18 protein-coding genes and 1 pseudogene are annotated in these 21,458 nt (G+C 49.5%); 6 read left to right on the top strand and 13 right to left on the bottom strand.

The genetic code is table 11. From position 1 onward, the window contains the following. Positions 1–7: 7 nt before the first annotated feature. The 4 genes and pseudogenes from mutL to H7A02_01910 all read right to left on the bottom strand — a co-directional run bounded on the left by mutL (position 8) and on the right by H7A02_01910 (position 5,335). Positions 8–1,867 carry a DNA mismatch repair endonuclease MutL gene (gene mutL / locus H7A02_01925; protein MCP5171013.1) on the bottom strand — a complete coding sequence of 620 codons (1,860 nt, stop codon included), beginning with the start codon at positions 1,865–1,867 and terminating at the stop codon, positions 8–10. Positions 1,868–1,902: 35 nt separating this feature from the next. Beyond that, entirely contained in the window at positions 1,903–3,177 is a 1,275-nt protein-coding gene (locus H7A02_01920; GenBank protein MCP5171012.1) for an N-acetylmuramoyl-L-alanine amidase, read from the bottom strand. A 197-nt stretch (positions 3,178–3,374) separates the two neighbouring features. After that, positions 3,375–3,836 carry a tRNA (adenosine(37)-N6)-threonylcarbamoyltransferase complex ATPase subunit type 1 TsaE gene (gene tsaE / locus H7A02_01915; protein MCP5171011.1) on the bottom strand — a complete coding sequence of 154 codons (462 nt, stop codon included), beginning with the start codon at positions 3,834–3,836 and terminating at the stop codon, positions 3,375–3,377. After that, positions 3,833–5,335 (bottom strand): annotated as a pseudogene (locus tag H7A02_01910) (NAD(P)H-hydrate dehydratase). The gene tsaE and the pseudogene H7A02_01910 overlap by 4 nt, the downstream one beginning before the upstream one ends. Before the next feature lie 158 nt (positions 5,336–5,493). Here H7A02_01910 and queG point away from each other — a divergent pair. Next, positions 5,494–6,600, top strand: coding sequence for a tRNA epoxyqueuosine(34) reductase QueG (gene queG, locus H7A02_01905; GenBank protein ID MCP5171010.1), 1,107 nt, complete (start codon positions 5,494–5,496; stop codon positions 6,598–6,600). A 376-nt stretch (positions 6,601–6,976) separates the two neighbouring features. Beyond that, positions 6,977–8,413, top strand: coding sequence for an aldehyde dehydrogenase (locus H7A02_01900; GenBank protein MCP5171009.1), 1,437 nt, complete (start codon positions 6,977–6,979; stop codon positions 8,411–8,413). A 165-nt stretch (positions 8,414–8,578) separates the two neighbouring features. On the opposite strand, the gene H7A02_01895 is transcribed toward H7A02_01900, so the two are convergent. Next, complete coding sequence (locus tag H7A02_01895; GenBank protein ID MCP5171008.1) at positions 8,579–10,027, bottom strand: nucleotidyl transferase AbiEii/AbiGii toxin family protein; 1,449 nt, start codon at positions 10,025–10,027, stop codon at positions 8,579–8,581. After that, the gene (locus H7A02_01890; GenBank protein MCP5171007.1) at positions 10,024–10,818 is read right to left on the bottom strand and encodes a type IV toxin-antitoxin system AbiEi family antitoxin domain-containing protein; all 795 of its coding nucleotides are present in this window, start codon (positions 10,816–10,818) and stop codon (positions 10,024–10,026) included. Before H7A02_01890 ends, H7A02_01895 begins: the two co-directional genes overlap by 4 nt. 192 nt (positions 10,819–11,010) lie before the next feature. Between H7A02_01890 and H7A02_01885 the strand changes: the two genes are divergently transcribed. Then, positions 11,011–11,334, top strand: coding sequence for a tyrosine-type recombinase/integrase (locus H7A02_01885; GenBank protein MCP5171006.1), 324 nt, complete (start codon positions 11,011–11,013; stop codon positions 11,332–11,334). A gap of 68 nt (positions 11,335–11,402) precedes the next feature. Here the strand turns inward: H7A02_01885 and H7A02_01880 are convergent, their stop codons facing one another. From H7A02_01880 to H7A02_01860, 5 genes are all read right to left on the bottom strand, one after another. Then, positions 11,403–12,026 carry a hypothetical protein gene (locus H7A02_01880; protein MCP5171005.1) on the bottom strand — a complete coding sequence of 208 codons (624 nt, stop codon included), beginning with the start codon at positions 12,024–12,026 and terminating at the stop codon, positions 11,403–11,405. A 181-nt stretch (positions 12,027–12,207) separates the two neighbouring features. Next, positions 12,208–12,933, bottom strand: a complete 726-nt coding sequence (locus H7A02_01875) for a hypothetical protein (protein MCP5171004.1) — start codon at positions 12,931–12,933, stop codon at positions 12,208–12,210. A gap of 16 nt (positions 12,934–12,949) precedes the next feature. Then, a complete protein-coding gene (locus H7A02_01870; protein ID MCP5171003.1) occupies positions 12,950–13,525 on the bottom strand; it encodes a hypothetical protein in 576 nt (191 codons plus the stop codon). A 518-nt stretch (positions 13,526–14,043) separates the two neighbouring features. Beyond that, positions 14,044–14,634 carry an oligoribonuclease gene (gene orn / locus H7A02_01865; protein ID MCP5171002.1) on the bottom strand — a complete coding sequence of 197 codons (591 nt, stop codon included), beginning with the start codon at positions 14,632–14,634 and terminating at the stop codon, positions 14,044–14,046. Beyond that, positions 14,627–15,694 carry a mechanosensitive ion channel gene (locus tag H7A02_01860; GenBank protein MCP5171001.1) on the bottom strand — a complete coding sequence of 356 codons (1,068 nt, stop codon included), beginning with the start codon at positions 15,692–15,694 and terminating at the stop codon, positions 14,627–14,629. Before H7A02_01860 ends, orn begins: the two co-directional genes overlap by 8 nt. A 151-nt stretch (positions 15,695–15,845) precedes the next feature. Between H7A02_01860 and rsgA the strand changes: the two genes are divergently transcribed. From rsgA to psd, 3 genes are all read left to right on the top strand, one after another. After that, a complete protein-coding gene (gene rsgA / locus H7A02_01855) occupies positions 15,846–16,847 on the top strand; it encodes a small ribosomal subunit biogenesis GTPase RsgA (GenBank protein ID MCP5171000.1) in 1,002 nt (333 codons plus the stop codon). A 119-nt stretch (positions 16,848–16,966) separates the two neighbouring features. After that, positions 16,967–17,806, top strand: a complete 840-nt coding sequence (locus H7A02_01850; protein MCP5170999.1) for a sulfurtransferase — start codon at positions 16,967–16,969, stop codon at positions 17,804–17,806. Continuing rightward, entirely contained in the window at positions 17,803–18,720 is a 918-nt protein-coding gene (psd, locus tag H7A02_01845) for a phosphatidylserine decarboxylase (protein ID MCP5170998.1), read from the top strand. The genes H7A02_01850 and psd overlap by 4 nt, the downstream gene beginning before the upstream one ends. A gap of 5 nt (positions 18,721–18,725) precedes the next feature. Here psd and H7A02_01840 read toward each other — a convergent pair whose 3' ends face one another. Both H7A02_01840 and hemE read right to left on the bottom strand, forming a co-directional pair. Continuing rightward, positions 18,726–20,165: a DUF3391 domain-containing protein gene (locus tag H7A02_01840; protein MCP5170997.1), complete on the bottom strand. Its 1,440-nt coding sequence runs from the start codon at positions 20,163–20,165 to the stop codon at positions 18,726–18,728. A gap of 202 nt (positions 20,166–20,367) precedes the next feature. Further along, a complete protein-coding gene (gene hemE, locus H7A02_01835; protein ID MCP5170996.1) occupies positions 20,368–21,432 on the bottom strand; it encodes a uroporphyrinogen decarboxylase in 1,065 nt (354 codons plus the stop codon). Positions 21,433–21,458 lie beyond the last annotated feature (26 nt).

Genomic DNA, 21,458 nt, shown 5'->3' with positions numbered 1-21,458 from the left:
TCGGCCACTATCTGCCCCGCATAAACAGTTTGTCGAGCTCTTCCAATGAGATTTTTGTCCAGGTGGGGCGACCATGGTTGCACTGCCCACTGCGCTCAGTCATTTCCATATCACGCAGCAGTGCATTCATCTCGGGAACAGTCAGTTTCCGGTTAGCTCTGACGGAACCGTGACAGGCCATGGTCGACAGGATTTCATTAAGGTGATTCTGTATTCTGTCACTGCTGCCATGCTCGAGCAAATCGGCAAGAACATCGCGCACCAACGGTTCCACGTCAGACTCCCTTAACATGGCAGGAACCTGACGGACCAGCAGGCTTTCGGGCCCCGCTCGCTGCAACACAAACCCCAGACTCTCGAACTGCTCACTGTGCTCTTCAGCGCCGTCCGCCTCACGCTGGCTCACGGCAATTGTTTCTGGCACCAATAACGGTTGCGACGTTATCCCCTGCGCTTCGAAAGCCTGTTTCATGCGCTCATAGGTAATTCTCTCGTGGGCGGCATGCATATCGACCAACACCAGCCCTTCGGCATTTTCCGCCAGAATATAGACGCCCTTGAGCTGGGCAATGGCAAAACCGAGTGGCGGAATTTCAACATTATCGGTACCACTAACGCCAACAGCCCATCCCGCCGCTGGGGTAGCAGCCGAGTTGCCGAAGACATCATCACCATGCAAAGCCTGGTAACCTGCCATTTGCTCACCGACAGAGCCCGACTGCGAAAGGCTTGAGGGCTGAAAAGATGACGGCCGGGACTGTAACCCTCCCAAAGCATGCTGAAAGCTGCTCTGTGGAGCCACCCCTGTTTGCTCCGCGCGCGCCTGCCCGGTAAAGACAGGAAGCGGTGCCGCCACATCGCCGGGACGAACATCTGCCACGGCGCGATAAAGGCTGCGGAATAAAAAATCGTGCACTGTGCGGCTATCGCGGAACCGGACCTCATGCTTGGTAGGGTGCACATTCACATCCACTTCAGCCGGATTCAACTCCAGAAAAAGCACGTAAGCCGGGTGTCGACCATGATAGAGCACATCCTGATAGGCTTGCCGCACCGCATGCGTCACCAGCTTGTCGCGAATACTGCGCCCATTAACGTAAAAGTGTTGCAAGTCAGCCTGACTGCGGGAAAAAGTCGGCAAGCCAACCCAACCCCAAAGGCGCAAATCTGCCGCCTCCATATCTACATAAAGGGCGTTTTCCATAAAGGCGGGGCCACACACTCCGGCCACTCTGCGCTCCTGTTCAAGCTGCGAACCGGCAGCAGGAAATGAGCGCAATGCCTTGCCGTTATGTCGCAAGGTAAAGCCTACATCAAAGTGGCTCAACGCCAGTTTTTTTACAATATCGTCAATGCGGTTGAGTTCGGTTTTTTCAGCCCGCAAAAACTTGCGCCGCGCCGGGGTATTAAAAAACAGGTCGCGCACTTCAACGGTGGTTCCCTGCGGGTGGGCCACCGGTTGCAGGCTCGCTTCCATCTCGCGCCCTTCAGTTTCAGCCTTCCAGCCAGAACCCTGCAGCTGATTATTTGACAGTAAAGCGAGCCGGGAAACCGATGCGATACTCGCCAGCGCTTCACCGCGAAAACCCAGTGTTGCCACGGCTTCCAGATCATCAAGCTGGACAATTTTGCTGGTCGCATGACGACTCAGCGCCAGTGGCAAGTCGTCTTTCTCCATACCGCTGCCGTTATCCCGTACACGCATCAACTTGACTCCACCGGCATCCACATCAATATCAATACGCGTGGCACCCGCATCAATACTGTTTTCCAACAGCTCCTTGATAACCGATGCTGGCCGTTCAACCACTTCGCCAGCTGCTATCTGATTGGCAAGGCGGGGAGAAAGCAGATGAATCTGTGGCATAAAACTCTCGAATGATTAAAGACTGATAAATTAAATCAGGATGTCGGTATTTTTATCCGCTGACCTACTTTGATGTGCGTGTCTTTGAGGCCGTTGTGGCGCAAAATTTCGTTCACACTGACGTTATAGCGCAACGCTATGGCCGACAAGGTATCGCCATTTTGAATGATGTGCTCCTTGCCACGCTCCTGAGCAAGTGCCGCCAGCAACGTTCCTGCGGGTGGATTGGCGGTAAAATACCCTCTAACGCCATTAAAAATCGCTCTGGCCATTTTTTTCTGATAGTGGTGATCATTAAGACGGCGAGCCTCACTCGGATTAGAGATAAAACCTGTCTCCACCAGAATAGAAGGAATATCCGGTGACTTGAGCACCAGAAAGCCTGCCTGCTCCACCCTTTTTTTGTGCAATCGGGTGATACCGCCAATTGACCGCAATACATCCTCCCCGACATCCAGACTGCTACTCAAAGTCGCCGTCATCGAAAGATCCAGCAGTACGCTGGCCAGCATCTCGTCCTTGTCGTCAAGGCTGACACTGCCCGCCCCCCCAATCAAATCAGCACGGTTTTCACGCTGTGCCAGGTAGCGGGCGGTTTCACTGGTGGCGCCCCGACGCGACAGGGCGAATACCGACGCACCATTGGCTTGCGGTTTACTAAAGGCGTCGGCATGGATAGAAATAAACAAATCAGCCCTGCGGCTGCGTGCTACTTCCGTACGTTTTCGCAAAGGGATGTAGTAGTCACCATCCCGAATCAGCGTTGCCTTAAAGCCCTTACTGCTGTCCACCAGTTTTTTTAGCTCCTGGCTGATAGCCAACACCACTTTCTTCTCTCGAATCCGGTTAGGTCCGGAGGCGCCCGGGTCTTCCCCGCCATGCCCGGCATCAATCGCAATGACAATATCTCGGCGCGGATTTTCAGCAATATCCTCAAGGGTTTTTTCGGTCTCCTGAGTGCGGTCATACAGGTCAACAACCAGACGATCTCCGTACTGCTCATTTCTCTTCAACACAAAACTGCGCGGATTGACCGATGCCTTCATATCCAGCACCACCCGCAAATCTTTCTGATTGTGGGTTCCGCTGCGAATCTTTTGAATAGGCGTATTGGACAGATCAATATTGTCAAAACGGCTCTGAGCAGACGCTTTTGGAATATCAATCACCAATCGATCAGGGTTATTCAGCGGAAAAATCTTGTGGTCCACCGGGCCGCTCAGATCAAACACCAGTCGGGTATGGTCAGGCGCACGCCACAGGCGAACGCCTTCAATCGTTGAGGCAAAGGCAGCTGGAATAGATAACAAAGCAAGAACTGCCGTTATGATCAACGGGGAAACCCTTGGCACCAGCGTGTTTCTGTTCCACCCGGTTTTTGTGCTCAGAGCGTTAGACACCGACCCTACTTTCCCCTTAATGACCTATTTTTGTGTGGCGCTGTCACTCACCATAAATATTCGCACCTGGCTTTTCAAATCAGAGCCACCGCCTCTGACAAGCTGGATCAGGTCGACAAACTGTCTGTCGCCAGCAGACCTCGCTCGCTAAGACTTTCCAGCACGACACGTCGACCTTCGCCCGCAACCTCAATCTTCACGCGTAAATCAGGCTCTGTCAAAACGCCCGCTCCCCGTTCAGGCCATTCAACCAGGCAATAGTTCCCTTCCGTCAAATAATCCCTGATACCCATAAATTCCAGCTCTTCCGGGTCCGCCATGCGGTATAAATCAAAATGATAAAGTGTTTTACCGTCGAGGCTATACGGTTCCACTAGCGTATAGGTGGGGCTTTTCACAGCGCCCTCATGCCCCATAGCTCTCAGTATACCGCGGGTCAGTGTGGTTTTACCGGCACCCAGTTCTCCTTCCAGAAACACCAGAATGCCATCGGGCAGCACAGCACCCAGCTCGGAGCCGAACTGCACCATGGCATCTTCACCGTAAATACTGCGGGTAATGACACTCATGTTGGCGAATTCACCAAGGCCCGCAGATGTGGCATCAAATCCGTCGCTAACAGTCCGCGTGGACCATTCACTTCTGCCGCTCTGTCGGCAGCCCCGGCGTGCAGACAAACGGCCAACGGTAACGCTTCAGCGGAAGAAAGTTGTTGGGCCACCAGGCCGCCAACAACGCCACTGAGGACATCACCCATACCACCCGATGCCATGCCGGGATTACCCGCCATACAGACACCCACAGGACTGTAACTCTCGGTACAGACCAGACTGCCTGCGCCTTTCAGTACTACCGGGCAGTTAAACCTCTGTTGCAATCGTTGAACAGCCGCGAAGCGGTCACCCTGAACCTCCGCATTACTGACACCAAGTAACCGGGCAGCCTCTCCGGGGTGCGGCGTTAAAATCCAGTGATCGGTTTCCAGCCCACCCCCATTGCTCGCCAGCAACCCCTTACCCAGCATATTCAGCGCATCGGCATCCACCACCATAGGTAAACCACTGGCGACCGCTTTTTGCAGCATTTGCTCGGACCAGGGCGACTGCCCCAACCCCGGTCCAATAATCAGAACTGTAGGGCCGTTTTCCAGCAATGGTTCCAACTCCTGGCCCGAAGCCACACCCTTAACCATAAGCTCCGGTCGCCTTGCCAGAATGGGCGCCACATGTTCAGGGCGCGTGGCGACACTCACTAACCCTGCACCAACCCGCAGCGCCGCTTCAGCGGCCATTGCCACCGCACCGCCATACCCATGGTCACCGCCAATCACCATCACATGACCAAAATCACCTTTGTGGGCATCCGCCTTGCGAGCAGGAAGCGCAGCAAGTAAATCCGTCAGATCCAGCATTTCTGCTGCCGGGTCAACACGCCGATAAACATCTGCGGGCACCTCCAGATCGTTAAACAACAGCTCACCGCAAAGCGAGGGGCCACGACCGGTTAACAGGCCCCGTTTAATACCAATAAACGTGACCGTCACATCGGCCTTCACCACCACATCGCCAGCAGCGCCGGTATCCCCGGAAAGACCGGAGGGAATATCCACCGCCAGTACCGGCAAACCACTGTGATTAATACAGCGAATAGCCTGTGCGAAAGGCTCTCTTGCCTGCCCGGAAGAACCGCCTTTAAACCCTGTACCCAACAGTGCATCCACCAGCACACCTGTCTGCAACGGCAGGCACTCGACAAAGGGCACCATCACCACGCCCGCAGCCTCAGCATAGTTAAAAGCAATTGCCGCATCACCTTTCAGTTTACTGGCGGGTGCCACTTGCACTACTTGCACTTCAAGGCCCTGTTCAGCGGCCAGTGCTGCAATCACGTAGCCATCCCCTCCGTTATTACCAGAGCCACAAAAGACGGTAACCGGTGCGTCTGGCCAACGAGCGGTAATCTCGGCAAAAGCCGCCCTGCCCGCCCGTTTCATGAGGCGAATACCGGCAACACCGAAATCTTCAATGACAATACGGTCCAGCTCGCGGCTTTGTTCAGGGCTATAAAGCCCTTTGTTATTCAACCCTGAGGGCAATGCATACGGGGTATTTACTGCTAAATTAGATGCCACAGTGAAAAGTCCAAATTTCTTAATCAAGATCTGGCAAAATTATACGGCAATTACCTCAACATAAAATGCCTGCAACCAACACATCCCGAACAAATATGCCAGAAACAGCCACGCCCACAGATTACCAACAGCTCGCCCGACAAATTAAACAGTGGGGGGCAGAGCTGGGTTTTCAGCAGATTGCCATCACCGACACTGACCTGAAGCAAACGGGCGAGCGCTTGAACCAGTGGTTGAGCAAGGGCTATCAGGGCGATATGCGCTGGATGGGCGAGCACGGCAGCAAACGCTACAACCCACCAGAACTGCTCCCTGGCACCACACGTGTGATAACCGTGCGCCTCGATTATCTGCCAAATGACGACAACCTGATTGCCGTGCTCAAGAATGAGTCCAGCGCCTATATCTCTCGCTATGCACTGGGGCGCGATTACCACAAACTGATTCGCAAGCGTCTCACCACCCTGGCTAAAGAGATTGAAAAGGCTGTGCCCGGAGAAGCTGTAGTGCAACGGCCCTTTGTGGACAGCGCCCCAGTGATGGAGAAACCCCTTGCCGTTAAGGCAGGGCTAGGCTGGATGGGCAAACACACGCTGGTAATCAACAGTAACGCGGGTTCATGGTTTTTCCTGGGGGAAATCTACACCAATCTGCCACTGCCAGTAGACGAACCTGTCGAACACGATCAGTGTGGTGAATGCTCGGCCTGCCTGAAAGTATGCCCCACTGACGCCTTCCCTGAACCCTATGTGCTGGACGCCCGCCGCTGCATCTCTTATCTGACCATTGAGCACAAAGGCAGTATTCCGGAAGAGTTCCGTGAACCGATGGGGAATCGTGTCTTTGGTTGCGACGACTGCCAGGCAATTTGTCCCTGGAACAAAGAAGCTGCACCTGCCAGCGAAAAGGATTTCTCTCCCCGGCACAAACTGGACAACAGTGAGCTGCTAAAGCTGTTCCGGTGGAGTGAAAGCGAGTTCCTGAAATACACCGAAGGCTCGCCCATCAGACGCATCGGTTACGAGCGCTGGCTGAGAAATCTAGCCATCGGATTAGGTAACGCACCCACGTCAGACGCCATAATTCAAGCGCTGCAAACTCAGGAAAACCACTCATCTGAGCTAGTCAGAGAACATGTGGGCTGGGCATTGGGGCAGCATCAACAACCCGGCAGAAAAAGAAAACGGAAAATCAAAGCCTGAAACTGGCCCGGCCAGAAGACAAACGGCAACGGCACCCGAACAGCCGACAATTTCGCTGATCAAGCGCGTTATTTTGTTCACAACAACAAATCATCATGCAGAACACGCGTAATATATAAGGCCTGCGGCAACACATAGGGATTCACGAATTTTCGCACGAAAACCACAAACGCCCCACGCAGACAAACTGCAATCCTTGCGCATAATCAATATTCAAGCCTTAAACCACGATAATTAATTGCCGTACTTTGATCGCTTAGGGTAAAGTAATACACTAGAAAAGTACTTATGCTTACTTATAACTACAAGAACAACCATAAATTTACTTTACACAGCAGCAATACCCTGCCTTGAAACTAATAGGAGAAACCTCTCAATGAGCTTCGATCACCACAAAATCTTCGTCGGCGGCCAATGGATCACGCCTAGCTCCGACCAGCGCTCACCCATTATCAATGCCTCAACAGAAGAAGTCATCGGCAGTGTTCCAAAATGTAACACCGCAGATATGGATACCGCCGTTGCCGCCGCACGCGATGCCATGAAGAGCCCTGCCTGGGGTGGCCTTGACGGCAAAGGCCGTGCAGCTCACATACTCCGCTTTGCTGATGCCATTGAAAAACGTGGCAAGCAACTGGCTGAATCGGTGAGCTTGCAAAATGGTATGCCCATTAATGTCGCCGATACGCTTGAATCCGAGTTCGTAGTAGGAGTATTACGCTACTACGCCGCACTAGCTGAAGGCATGGTCGACGAAGAAGTACGCCCATCCCCCACTGGTGCGACAACTATTGTACGTCGCGAACCTATGGGAGTAGTGGGCGCCATCATTCCTTGGAACTTCCCGGTAGCACTGTCGATTTTCAAAATCGCTCCCGCCCTTGCTGCCGGTTGCGCCATCGTCATCAAACCTTCGTCTGGCACTGTGCTTGATAGTTATATCTTGGCCGAAGCTGCCGCTGAAGCTGATATGCCTCCAGGCATCATCAACTGGGTTCCTGGCGACCGCACTATTGGCTCACACCTGGTAACGCACCCTGGCGTCGACAAAGTCGCCTTTACCGGCTCCACCGGAGCAGGCCGTATCATCGCTGAACAATGTGCTCGCTTACTGCGTCCAGTAACACTGGAGCTAGGTGGTAAGTCAGCCGCCATCGTTCTGGAAGACGCCAACATGGACGCTGTTATACAAAGCTTGCCAATGACCTCCGTGCTAAACAATGGTCAAGCGTGCTTCTCATGTACCCGCATTCTCGCACCTGCCAGCAAATATGATCAGGTAGTAGAAGCCATTGCCAGCGGCGTTGGCAACCTACCCGTAGGTGAAGCGCTGGACCGCAACACCGTCATCGGCCCTATGGCTTCTGCCGGGCATCGTGACAGCGTACAAAACTATATCGATCTTGGCTCCTCTGAAGCCCGTGTTGTTGTTGGTGGTGGTAAAACAGACCGCGAACGCGGCTACTTTGTGAAACCAACAGTCTTTGCAGACGTTGACAACAACTCTCGCGTTGCTCAAGAAGAAATCTTCGGCCCAGTACTGTGCGTTATCAAATACAAAGACGAAGACGACGCCATTCGCATCGCTAATGATTCCGACTTTGGCTTGGGCGGAACAATTTGGTCTGAAGATCGCGATCACGCCAACGACCTGGCTCGTCGCGTTGAAACCGGCACCATCGGCATCAACGGCTACATGCCAGATCTGAATGCACCGTTTGGTGGCGTAAAAGACAGTGGCCTTGGCCGCGAGTTGGGGCCAGAATCACTAGGCTCATACTTGCGTTACAAATCGATCTACCAGCTGGGATAAGCAACCCCAGCGAATGGTTGTTACTTTGTAGCAACCATTCGGATCACACAAAAAAGCCCGCGAAAGCGGGCTTTTTTTATGCAGACATTTGCGGATATATCTGGTTATGAGATGGCGAAAGCCTCTTCTTTACGGCTAGGGGCGGGCGTTTGAAACGTTCAACAGCTAATATTTTGTTTCCTCAAAATATCCTGCTCTTCCAGAACATGGATAGCCTTCTTTTGTTTTATGAGCATTGAGCCTGGAGTCCTGCTTTTTTCGCTTAAAAGTTTTCTGACAAACTGGGCAGCGATATATATAGGTTGGCCCACTGCTAGAAAAACTCGTTCTGCTGGTTGTCCTTACTCTAGGTCTTGCCGGAGAGCTTTTCGGTATATCCAGGCTTGCTAATGCGCCTCCAGAATGTTGCGTAGGAGAAATATTTAAGCTTGGCGATAACTCAATCTGGTAACGCGGTATAAATGTTTGGTTGACGACAGAAGCATCATTGACTTGATTAATCTTGTACGCCCTGATTTGCCCGTTATCCGCTCGCGCAGCGTAAAGTAAAATATTGCCGTTTTGGGCTTGGCGTAGTGAATATGGCTCAATAATCCGAGTTCTTCGGTTTCCTTCGTTATCTGTGTAATCCAGATTGACGCACAATCTATTACCCGCTGCGAAACGAATTATTTCCAAGGATCGGCCACTTAGAGCCTTTAAGTTAAGCTGGCCATAGGCTGGACGATAAATATTGCCTTCTCGTGATACTGCACCGAGTACCGCTCTTCTTTCGGTCTCTGGACTTTCTATCCATTCAAAAAATTCTGGCAATGCATCCCAATACAATTCAAATGCGGGAAGAGCAGGAAGCTGGTGAGCCAGCATTGGCTCCCAGTTCTGGGTCAATGCTTCCCTGTAATCATCCATATCGATTAGCTTTGGCTTTTCGATTTCCTTATAAGCGCACTTTTGCGCCAAAACATCGCTGACCACTGCAGGAGCAGGCAATTGATCGTTTCGATACAAGTTGACCACATCGTATAAATCTCTTGGTCTGCCGCGTTCGCCAAGTGCCCTTACTTTTTCACCGAATACTTCCGGGTAAGAATAGCAATTCACATGAATGCCATCGCCAGGCACATCGCTATAAGAATGGATTACGGGCTGCCTTGAAGGGTGCATAACCAGCACTTCATCCGCTGTCAGATCAAGCTTGATCTTCGGCATGGATTTTTTTCCACTCGCAAAATAACTGCCGTAATAAATGCGGCCTTGGCAGGACTTTCTACCTCTTGGGTTTCCGTATATGTCGAACTTAAACCTGTCTTGAGGCAGTTCAATACCGCAGGCTTCGTACAACCATTCCGCTACTTCCGAAAATTGCTCCGTTAGAAATTCTTCATCAAGATGGCTTTCATCTTTCAGGGTGAAATCCAAATCCTCAGAAAAGCGGTAGGTTTCGAAATAACATTTTTTAAGGCAGGTGCCGCCCTTAAACACCCAGCTATCAGAAAATGCCGCGTTTTGGTGAATAGCAGCCAGCAACCAGCCGAGCACATAATCTTTTTCAACAACAGCCGGAGTTAAGCCAGTTTCATCAGCAACGGAAAGTATTTCGTCTTTGCTAATCAAAATTTATATCCTTTGGGTATCCATAGCCGCCACCTAGTCACAAGGCTTTTGTCGGTTGCCGTTTTATCAAGCTGCGTATATCCCGTTGTAAGGTTATTCGCGCACTCATCAATGAAGGTTTGCTCAAAACCAAGTACTTCAGCCAGAAAGCCCAGCTTTTTGAAGAGTGCTCCATTGCCGATTAGTTTTGCGTAGGTCAATAGCTTGTCGAAATCGCTTTGCTTGCCATAGAGCTGCTTGAACTCTTTCAAGCAATCGACGGTATGCTGTAAACCAGCACCGAGATAGGGGTCGTCAATTATGTCGAGAACTGTTTTATAGGGATCAGAGACGCTGATTTTAATCTGGTCGCGCCAGATCGTTTTTGTCCCGAAAATCTGGTCATCTGGGATATGTTTAACGAAAAAGTTAACGCCTTGATGTTCAGCATTTCCAAAGGCGGTACGCTTACTGGTGAGTACGCAAACAGAGCGGAATAATTGCTCTGTCAGCTCCCAATGTTCAAGCGCACTCCAGCCACCCACATAGCCAGGACTGTATAGTTCGGGCACAAGTATCCATGGATCTTCCAAAACTTGTGTTTTTCCAAGTGCAGTTGGCTGGACTGGTACATAGAGACCTCTGGCCACACGCCGAAGAACGCCCTGGTTATGCCAGCCAGCTAGCAGCTTTGCCGCGTGTGACCTGTCTAAACCCAAGGCATCCATAGCGTCATCAACTCGGATGGTACCCGAGCTATGCCGTAGAACGGTGGCTAGCCTTCTCTGGCGTGTTGAAACTTGGTTGCCCATATCACTACATCAATTTACGTTAAATTCTACTTTTACGAGACTAGCACGTACCTTGATATAGCGCTATAAAAAAATACACATACAGACCTATAAAATAGAATAACTCGCATTTTGGTATAGTCATACGTCATATTCAAATTACTTATTATAAGCCCCTGCAAACAAAAACATTGAGCCGTAACCTGGCCTCAAATTAGCCGTTGTTACCAAAATATCCATCGCAACCTCTCTGGCAGCGATTATTTATTCAAAGGGCAAACCAACAGCAAAAGCCATATCTCGACACGTCAATATGCCCGTATCGTCAAAATCTGGGTTACCGAAATCAGTCTAAACCCATTGGATTATGGGGCACACTCTTTACGACGAACAAAAGCAACCCTGATATACAAACGTACTAAAAATTTACGCGCTATTCAGCTTTTGCTCGGTCACACAAAGCTGGAGAGCACCGTTCGGTATTTGGGAATTGAAGTTGACGATGCCTTGGAGCTTGCGGAACAAACTGAGGTATAGATTTTCGGGAGGGGCGCATCGCCCCTCGGCCAGAAGCGGACACTGAATAATACAACAAACTTAGTACGCTAGGTCATCACCGATAGATTTACACTGTTCGTAGGTTCATCCTTATTTTGATTTAGAATTATGTTTGTGTATAACTCTAGCTCCTTGCTCCAAGGGATTTCGAGTATTGGCACAACACCGCGAATTTTTATATCTGCAAGCCACGGCGCTACTTGATCAACTAACTTCCCTTCTGGAGCTGGGGTGCGTTCACTAATGCGCTGCACAGTCACATCCTTCCAAGGAATAAGTGCAATTTCCCGTAATGCTGGAATCACATGCGGCCCATATAAAATGAGGCCATTTTTGGTGATGCTAGTAAAAATAATTATCCCTTCTTCTTTTTCTTCCTGCTTGTCATATAGCACCCCACTTGCCAATAATTGTTTTCTCGGTACCTGTGTATTGCTTGCCTTACTATTGGTGTTAGGGGCGCTAGTATTGAGTCCATACTCAGATAGAATCAATTTCCATACAAGGTTTGATTTCGGGCTGGAAAATGCGATTCCAAGTAACCCTCCAATAAAAATCGCATAATCAAAATTAAACCCTAGAATTAATGAGCCAGCATACAAAAACAGCGCCCACACAGGTGTCGCGATAGCAACTCTGAACAAGGCTCTTAGAACTGGTTTTCTGTTCATTCGTTGAATTCCATAATAAATCTTTGGTCAGTGATCGGCCACTTTCGGACATTAACTTTTCAGAATAACACTAAGGGCTATACCTGGTTTCGCCTATTAGAAGACGTTGACGATTTAGTAACAGACACGACAACAGGAGCGTCCTTGTTGACTAACTTGTTAAGCCGTTACCTTTTTAAATTTAGAACACTTTAAATACATTCAATAACAGAATTTCTAAATGGTGTGCTACTGTGTTGGGTCCAATTTTTAATGAGTTTGGGTGACCGCATGCATTTCTCCTATCCAAGCAGTCCTTTAGCTCTTTTTTTACATTTTTACCAATTATGGATAGCGCACAGATTCTCTCTAAAAAGTCACTTTCTTTCATTTTTCCAAGATCATCTGTTGTTCTTGCAGGCTTCCATTGGTTATTTACTCGTTTTGCTTCTTTATTGAAATCTGATAAATGATTTTTGTGTACATATTTGTGCAATATATCGATAGCTACTAACCATGACATTACAATTGAAGATCTATATAGCTCGTATTCATAGCATTTAATTGCCTCTTCGGCGAAAGAGCGTGTTGTGGTATTACTAATGTTTTGCAACTCGGATCGTAATTCTATAGCCACATTTACTGCAGCAGGACCAAGCTTGTTTATGCCAATATTTTTTAAATGGGTTTCGCCAGATGGGGCCAGTTCCCAGCCTTCGGGTATTCGTATGGCAAGGCCATTAGTACGAGTTAGAATAGACGATGTGTTTGTTCTTTTAGGTATTTTTAAACCAGCACTAGCCGCTTGAGCTGTAATGTCTTTTACTTGAGCTGGCTTGTCAAAGGTACTTAGAACCATTAACAGTTTATCGGGCAGGCTTATTTCTTTTTTATGTAGCCATGTCTTTAAATCATTGAGTTCTAGCAAAATTAAATTTCCTTATTTAATCTTCAGGCTGCATTTTTGTAAGAAAGTGGTGATCACCAAGGTGGGAGAGTGTTATTTCTTCCAATTTTTCGTAATCGATATACCCCCTATCTTTACCACGGGCATCAATTAATGCTTGTGGATAAGCTTTTGGTAAGTTTTTAGGGTCTGTTTTTATATAACAAGTATATATTTGGTTTGCTGTACAAGGGTCAAAACCATTATCTTTCAAAAATTTACAAAACAGCAAAATTCTTTCGCTATTGTTTTTAGGTTGATACTTACCGTAGAACTCAGCAAGGCCTTGCAAAGGCACATTCTTATCTATGGCGGGTTTATAGGCTTGTACCGCTGGCTTACTGGCAGTTGTAGTGCCTGTTCGTTTAGATGCTTTTTTCTTACTGGTTTTTGGTTTATTTACTTCTGCTGTATTTGATGAACCTGCAGAATCAGTGTTTTCTGAGCTGGGTGGATTAGCCAGCATAGCTTCTATCTGATCTTTAAAGTCAGCATAGACCTTTTCGACGAATTCAATATCGCCTTCAACATCGATAATGCCTTGAGAGGCGTTGATGTGTAGCTTTGTTGTCATTTGTAAATTTCCTTATCTATACGTAATTCTCCTGAGACTACCCGACTAACTGCTTGCTTGCAAGAGAAGGGATATTTTTCTTGCAAGAAATAATTGAGACTGCATGGGGGGGTGAATAAATTAGATTATTAAGAATCTTTTGTGGGCTTAACATTTGTATATCGCGCATGCGTATTTTGCCGAAATTGATATTCGGCATGATTTCGTTACTTCATGATTTAAATAAGGTTTTTTCATATTTTCCGAATCCTTCCAGAACAAAGCGAGAGAGTCTCGTTGTCTAAATTGCTAGGGTTCCTATTATCTACCCTGCGCGTCTAACTAACTCCTTGTTTTAGTTGCGGATTAGAAATGACCGTGGTGCGGAAGCACGCACTCAGTATAACGCTGCAACTAATAGCCACCCAAATGAATGTCCGTTATGGGTCGAAAACAGACACAGAAATCCGCCTAACTGAATATCAATTAAGAGAATTTGAGAGATTTTTGATTTTTTGAACATCCTTGTTCCTCTGAATTTATTTAAAAAACACTTCCCGATAATACTTTAGCTCTTCGATAGAGTCTTTGATGTCATCCATGGCGAGGTGTGATCCTTGTTTGGTAAAGCCTTTGAGTAGCTCAGGCTGCCAGCGGCGGGCGATTTCTTTCACACTGCTAACATCGAGATTGCGGTAGTGAAAGAAGGCCTCCAGCACTGGCATTTCACGGGCGAGAAAGCGACGATCCTGGCAAATGCTGTTGCCACACATGGGCGATTGGCGGGCATCAATATATTGGCTGAGAAATTCAATGGTGGCTCGCTCTGCTTCGGCCAGGGTGGTGGTGCTGTTAAGCACTCGTTCGGTGAGGCCAGATTTGCCGTGTTGATTGGTGTTCCATTCGTCCATGCCGTTCATGGTTTCTTCAGATTGGTGAATGGCCATGATGGGGCCTTCGCCGAGGATGTTAAGGTTTTTGTCGGTAACGATGGTGGCGATTTCAATAATGACATCGTTCTCGGTGTCGAGGCCGGTCATTTCAAGATCAATCCAGATCAGGTTAAGCGGGTCTTTCTGTGGGTTGCCTGTATCAGGGGTGTTATTGGTGTTAGCACTGAGGTCAGTCATTGGTTTCTTCTTTGGCTTTATGAACAATCTTTTCTAGTAATTCGATACGTTTGTTACGTTTTTCTATTTGCGCTTTTAATGCGGGCTTGCTGCCGTTTTCGGCTTTGCTCAGTTGCGCTTCAAGCGTTTTTATCTCACCGGCAAGCACTTCGGCCTCGCTTTTCAGCACATGAATTTTTTCGGCACGATCGGCCTTATCAAAAATCAGCGCTTCGGGTGGTGGGTGTTGCTCTTCAAAAGGGTCTGGCCGTTTGGGTGTGGCGAGAAACTGCTCACCACTGTTGAACTGGCGCTGATTCATAAAAGTGGGCGATACAATTTCGATACCGGCACCATGCAGTTGGTCCAACACTTTTTGATGCAGTTTGCTGCGCATGGTGAGAATGTGTTTCACCTCTGGGTAATAGGCGGCAACTCGGTAGGTAACGGAGAAATCCCCCAGTTTACGAATTTGCACAAAAGGATCTTGCAGCTCGCAATTAAGGGCGGCTTCTTTAAGTAATGGTTCTACCTCATGATGTGGCACGTCATAACCCAATGACAACTCACAGGAAATAATGGTGCCAGAGGAGCGCACAACGGTAATGGGGCTGGACGCCAGAAACAGATTGGGCAGGGTTACCAAGTCTCGGTCTTCGGTTTGAATCTCGGTGTGAAACAGCCCTCGCTCGGTGACGCGCCCGAAGTGCTCGCCTGCGTGAATAAAATCTCCGAGCCGAAAGCTTTTTACCGACCGCAGCATTAGCCCCGCCATGACATTCGACACGAAAGTAGTGGATGAGAGCGCAATAACACCTGTTAACACAAGCCCCAGTAAACTGAGCAATTCACCCCGCGTGGTTTCGCTGATTGGCAGTGACAGAATAACGGCAATAATGCCAATCGCCGTGAGAACCAGCATAGTGAGCTGGCGTGGCAAGCGTGAGTCTGTGCTGGTGTTCACTACTCGGCTCATGAGTAACCGGTTGGCAACCCATAAAATAATGCAGGTGATAGCCAGGACAGTCAGTAACGGCATATAGCCGTCAAGGGATTGTAACAATCGCTCAAGCATGTCCATTTGGTTTGTATCCCCTGCGGTCTTTTCAAAATGATCTGTTGCTGCCAACCCGCTTTCAAGCATACGGGTCGCGAGAGGCCCTTCTATCTCTCGTTCACCATATGCTATATCCTTGCGACGCACTAAGCCACCTATAGATCACTGAATATTCATGGCAAAACGTCGGTTAACCGCCCAACAGAAACGTCGAATTCGTGCAAAGCAAGCGCGGCAACAGCAAAATGCCGACACCAATGCAGCGGATATGCTGCATGAAGAAAGCGCTTCTCTTGGCCCGGAACTGGCTGGCACTGTTGTGGCCAATTACGGCGCACAGGCCGATATTGAAGCGCAAGACGGCACGATTACCCGCTGCCACTTGCGTGCCAACCTGGAACCACTGGTGACCGGGGATAAGATCACCTGGCAAAGCGGCGAAACCACAGGTGTGGTGGTCGCAGTAAACGAGCGAACTTCTGAACTCTGCCGCCCGGACAACAGGGGCGATCTACGCCCTGTCGCAGCCAATATTGACCGTATTGTGCTGGTATTTGCACCAAAACCGGAGCCACATGCCAATTTAATTGATCGCTATCTGGTTGCCGCAGAAACTCAGGGTATCGATACATTATTGCTCTTGAATAAAGCCGACTTACTGGATGATGAAGACACTCTTATTGGGCTTCTGGATAGTTACCAACAACTGGGTTATGACACTTTGGTTGTTTCTGCCAAAAATGCCGACAGCGTTGCGCCGCTCGCACAATACCTAAAGCCTTTCACCAGTGTATTTGTGGGGCAATCGGGCGTGGGTAAATCTTCACTTCTCAATACCTTGGCGCCCGACATATCCGTTGCCGTTGGGGAGCTTTCAGAAGCACGAGACAAGGGGACACACACCACAACCACTTCTCGACTGTTTCACTTGCCTGATGGCGGCGATGTGATCGATTCGCCGGGCATTCGGGAGTTCGGGTTGTGGCATATGGCCCCGGAAAATGTCGCCCACGGTTTTATTGAGTTTCGGCCCTTTCTTGGTCTGTGCAAGTTTCGGGACTGCCAACACAGGCAAGAGCCAGGCTGCGCGATAAATACTGCCGTTGCTGAAGGAAGAATCAGTCAGCAGCGAATCGATAGCTATTGGCTGATCGTCAACAGCCTCATATCTAAATAGTTGCTTTGAATCAAAATACTTAAAGCAAGCAAATAGAGCCTAGAACAAGGCGATGTTACAATCCTGCGCTGAAAAGCTAATACACCCTACAACTTCACATTGCTATTATCGGTAAAGCTATGACGCCCTCAGAGACAACACAATCAGCATCAACCTTACCCATGCTTGTTGAGCCAGAAACCTTGCTAGAGCACCTTTCAGACTCCAACATTCTGATTGTAGATCTTTGCGGTGACGCGCTATACAGCAGCAAGCATATCCCCGGGGCCGTACATGTTTCGCCACAGGAAATTATGCGCCCGGAACCACCGGCTAATGCCAAGCTGCCTACGCAGGAGCAACTATCAGCCCTGGTATCTCGGCTAGGGATAACCGAAGACACACACGTTGTTGCTTATGACGATGAAGGCGGCGGCTGGGCGGGCCGTTTTCTGTGGACATTGGATGTGATTGGCCACACCAAGTGGTCATACCTTAATGGCGGCGCTGTGGCCTGGATTAATGAGGGGTTTCCCGTTACGGACGAAATTCCAGACCGGCAGGCCATTGAGCGAACAGTGAATATCGATACCACTCCTACCAGCGACGTTAACGACATACTCCGCCAACTGGATAACAGCAACTTCGTGGTATGGGATGCCCGCAGCCACGGCGAATACACAGGCGAGAAAGTGATGGCAGCAAAAGGCGGCCATATTCCCGGCGCTATCCATTGCGAGTGGACTTCGCTAATGGATCAAGATCGTAACCTTCGGTTACGCGAAGATGCCACTGAATATTTAAAAGGGCTGGGTTTAACCCCGGATAAGCAAATTGCAACACACTGCCAGTCTCACCACCGCTCCGGCTTTACCTATCTGGTGGCAAAACTGCTTGGGTACCCGAACATCACCGCCTATCCGGGTTCGTGGTCCGAGTGGGGCAATCTGGAAAATACACCTGTTGAGATGGGCGAATGAGCAATAAGCCTTCAGCGACAGGTCAGGCAAGTGCCGACCAGTATTCGACCGATCATGTGGGTGAGTGCTTTGCCGCGTTACAGCGTATTCTCCCCCAGCACCTGCTTTCCCGCTTGGGAGCAAGGCTGGCAGAGTCGCGGATTCACTGGCTAAAAAACTGGCTAATAAAAGGCTTTTCTAGCGTTTACAAGATTAATCTTGCTGAAGCGGAATCCGCCAACCCCGACGATTACGAGAACTTTAATGCCTTTTTCACTCGCGCGTTAAAGCCCGACTTAAGACCTGTGGATAGTGGCCCTGAGACTGTGGTCAGCCCTGCAGACGGCGCTGTCAGCCAAATAGGTAACATCAGCACAGGTGCGGTTTTTCAGGCTAAGGGTAAATCTTTTACGGTGGAAGCACTGTTGGGTGCCAATGATCAAGACAGCCATGCTTTTCAGGAAGGGCTCTTTACCACGATTTATTTGTCACCCCAGGATTATCACCGAGTGCATATGCCAATTGAAGGGCGTTTGCTCTACTGCCGTTATATTCCGGGCAAGCTGTATTCGGTTAATAATGCCACCGCCAGCCATATCGACGGCCTGTTTGCTAAAAACGAGCGTCTAGTCTGTGTCTTTGATACACCCGCTGGGCGTTGTGCCGTCATTCTGGTAGGCGCCATGATGGTAGCTGGCATAGAAACCGTATGGCACGGCCAATACACCGCTCAAATGCCTTTGACCACTACCTATACTGATCGTCATTCGGTGTCGCTGAAAAAGGGGGAGGAGCTGGGCCGTTTCAAGTTTGGCTCGACAGTCATTTTATTGTTCGAAAAAGATGCCGTGGAATGGCAACCGCATTTCCAGCATGGCAGCACAACCCGAATGGGAGAAAAGCTGGCCCGCCAGGTTACCGGGGCGACAGAATAAACGTTTTAGCTATAAGAGCGTTCACCTAGGAAGCGCTGTTTAATGCTACTGATGATGGCCTTACCCGGATTCGACTTGCTGTCAGAAGAGACATTCGCCACCACATTAGCGTAGCTGCAATCCATCACCAGCCCGGATACTTTTCTGAGATCAATATCGAACCCTGAAGGCTCCAGATCACGTGCTATCGCGAGTTTTGAGACCGAGCCGGCTGATCTGGAACCCAGTGCTTTCAGGGCTTTCCTGGCAGCATTTTCATCTTTCAGTTCAATCAGCGTATAGCCTTCGGAGTTTTTCCCGGCGTCGGCGTTCAGAATGGCAACCTGAGGCGTTAGACGAGACTTGGCATATTGTTCCATGACCACACCAATGTCGCCAGTCGTCAACTCTACGATTGTGCCGGTAGGATACAGGCCGATAGACTGGATAAACTCAACGACAAGATCTTCCTGAAACCCCCTGCCACGCATATTGTAGATCAGGCTGATGGCTCTGGAAGGCGCTACCGGATCGGACGATTCCCTCGGATTGGAGACTGCATCATAGGTTGTGGCTATTCCGGCAATACGTGCCAGCAGCGGAATTTTTTCACCCGCAACACCCTCTGGAAATCCGCTGCCATCAAATCGTTCGCAGTGATAGCGAACAATGGCAACAACACGCGGTTCCACTTTACCGGACTCGCGCAACATCTCTACGCCAAATTCAACGAACTGTTGGTATTTCTTCTCTTCTTCCCGTGTTCGCCTTTTCTTACGCAGCAGCTCGTTGCCTAACTTGAGTTTGCCTATATCTTTTAGCAACGTCCCCAAACAAAGAGCGCTGATGTCACTTTTCGACATACCAATATAACGTGCAAACTGAACAGCCCACAGGGAAGAGCGCAAACTGTGATCATGACTGTGCTGATCTTTCAGACGCAGGCGCAACAACCAGGTAAAAGCGTCGGGGCACCGGATCACACTTTCAACCATTTCATCCACATGGCTTTTCAACTCCAGATAATCAAAGTTCTTGCCCTTAGATATCTGTTTTACTGCCAGCGTGAATGCACCCCTCAGGTTCAGCAAAACCTTTTCGGCCTTACGCGATTCAACCTTCAACGATGCGGTGGATTGGTAGGTGTTGTGGTTAACAACAAGTGGTTTACTCTTCACTGTCCGGGGACGAGTGGGAATACGAATCAACTCATCCAGAGAGCCATTCGAAGGAATAGTCCGAGCAGAAGGAGCGACGCCGGTTGTAGCGGATATCGGCCCTCGACCTTTGGTGATATCGATATAAACGTAATCACAGTAGGCTTGAAGGGATTTTATTTCCTGGTGATCACGGATCATCAAGCCCTGAATTGGAAAGGGCGTTTGCGACCATGGGCGATCGAGACTGGAAACAAACATTCCCAGACCTACATCGGAAGCCGAAATTTTGACCTGCTTGATACCCAAAGTGTTTCACCAAACTGCCGGAATGCGCAGCCTCAGTCCGTTAGAGCTATTTGCTAGTGTAGTCCAAAACACCAGCAAAAAACTGTGCCGGGAGTATCAAAGATACTACCCGACTCGAATACTGTGAATTCTGACCAGGTCAAATGCAATATTTGTGGAACAGTCGGTTATTTCTGGCGACAATTGGCGAAAACAGTGGCGTTTAGCGGTGATACGTCTCTGAAAGCTCGTGAACGGCTTCTATAAAAGCCCCCGCGTGATCGGGGTTTATGTCTGGTGTTATGCCGTGCCCCAGATTAAAAACATGACCTCCTCCGGCGCCAAACTGACCCAGAATAGTGGCGACTTCCTGACGAATCCTTGCGGGGTTGGCCCTGAGAATGGCGGGATCCATATTACCTTGCAGGGCAACGCGGTCACCAACTCGTTCACGGGCATGACCAATATGGGTCGTCCAATCAACACCGATGGCATGACAAGCTGTGTCTGCAATCATTTCCAGCCACTGGCCTCCCCCCTTGGTAAAAAGAATGACCGGCACAGGGCGACCTTCATGTTCCTTGATTAAGCCTGCCACAATCTGTTGCATGTATTGCAGGGAGAATTCCTGATAGGCACTGTGCGACAAAGCACCTCCCCAGGTATCAAAAATCTGTACCGCCTGGGCACCAGCCGCTATCTGAGCATTCAGATAAGCAATTACCGAGTCGGCAAGCTTTGACAGCAGCTGATGCATCAACTCCGGCTGATTGTAAGCCATGGTTTTGCAGCGAGCGAAATCTTTACTGGAACCACCTTCGACCATGTATGTTGCCAGTGTCCAGGGGCTGCCAGAAAACCCGATCAGCGGCACACGACCATTCAACTCCCTGCGTATGGTCTTGACTGCATCGATCACATACGGAAGTTCGGATTCGGGCTTCAGTATTGTCAGTGCATCAATATCGGCTTCGTTCCTGACCGGTTTGCGAAACCGGGGGCCTTCACCTTCTTCAAAATAAAGCCCCAGCCCCATAGCATCAGGAATAGTCAAAATATCGGAAAACAGAATTGCGGCGTCTAAAGGAAAACGTTCCAACGGCTGCAAGGTCACTTCGCACGCCTTCTCCGGATTGGTACACAGATCCATGAAACTGCCCGCTTCGGCACGGCTGGCACGATACTCAGGCAAATAACGACCGGCCTGGCGCATCATCCAGACAGGTGTGACATCAACCGGCTGACGCATCAGCGCCCGTAAAAAACGGTCATTTTTGAGTTCAGTCATGCACAAAGTATCCCATTCGTTAGCCC

The sequence above is a fragment of the Pseudomonadales bacterium genome, from assembly GCA_024234435.1.
Classification (GTDB): Bacteria; Pseudomonadota; Gammaproteobacteria; order Pseudomonadales; family Porticoccaceae; genus JACKOF01.
This window is presented reverse-complemented; position numbering and strand designations above follow the sequence as displayed.

Coding starts and splice junctions, on each gene's coding strand:
- hemE (MCP5170996.1), bottom strand. CDS start 21,432: ATGACTGAACTCAAAAATGACCGTTTTTTACGGGCGCTGATGCGTCAG.
- tsaE (MCP5171011.1), bottom strand. CDS start 3,836: ATGAGTGTCATTACCCGCAGTATTTACGGTGAAGATGCCATGGTGCAG.
- mutL (MCP5171013.1), bottom strand. CDS start 1,867: ATGCCACAGATTCATCTGCTTTCTCCCCGCCTTGCCAATCAGATAGCA.
- H7A02_01880 (MCP5171005.1), bottom strand. CDS start 12,026: ATGAACAGAAAACCAGTTCTAAGAGCCTTGTTCAGAGTTGCTATCGCG.
- rsgA (MCP5171000.1), top strand. CDS start 15,846: ATGGCAAAACGTCGGTTAACCGCCCAACAGAAACGTCGAATTCGTGCA.
- H7A02_01900 (MCP5171009.1), top strand. CDS start 6,977: ATGAGCTTCGATCACCACAAAATCTTCGTCGGCGGCCAATGGATCACG.
- H7A02_01860 (MCP5171001.1), bottom strand. CDS start 15,694: ATGGACATGCTTGAGCGATTGTTACAATCCCTTGACGGCTATATGCCG.
- psd (MCP5170998.1), top strand. CDS start 17,803: ATGAGCAATAAGCCTTCAGCGACAGGTCAGGCAAGTGCCGACCAGTAT.
- H7A02_01850 (MCP5170999.1), top strand. CDS start 16,967: ATGACGCCCTCAGAGACAACACAATCAGCATCAACCTTACCCATGCTT.
- queG (MCP5171010.1), top strand. CDS start 5,494: ATGCCAGAAACAGCCACGCCCACAGATTACCAACAGCTCGCCCGACAA.
- H7A02_01890 (MCP5171007.1), bottom strand. CDS start 10,818: ATGGGCAACCAAGTTTCAACACGCCAGAGAAGGCTAGCCACCGTTCTA.
- orn (MCP5171002.1), bottom strand. CDS start 14,634: ATGACTGACCTCAGTGCTAACACCAATAACACCCCTGATACAGGCAAC.
- H7A02_01870 (MCP5171003.1), bottom strand. CDS start 13,525: ATGACAACAAAGCTACACATCAACGCCTCTCAAGGCATTATCGATGTT.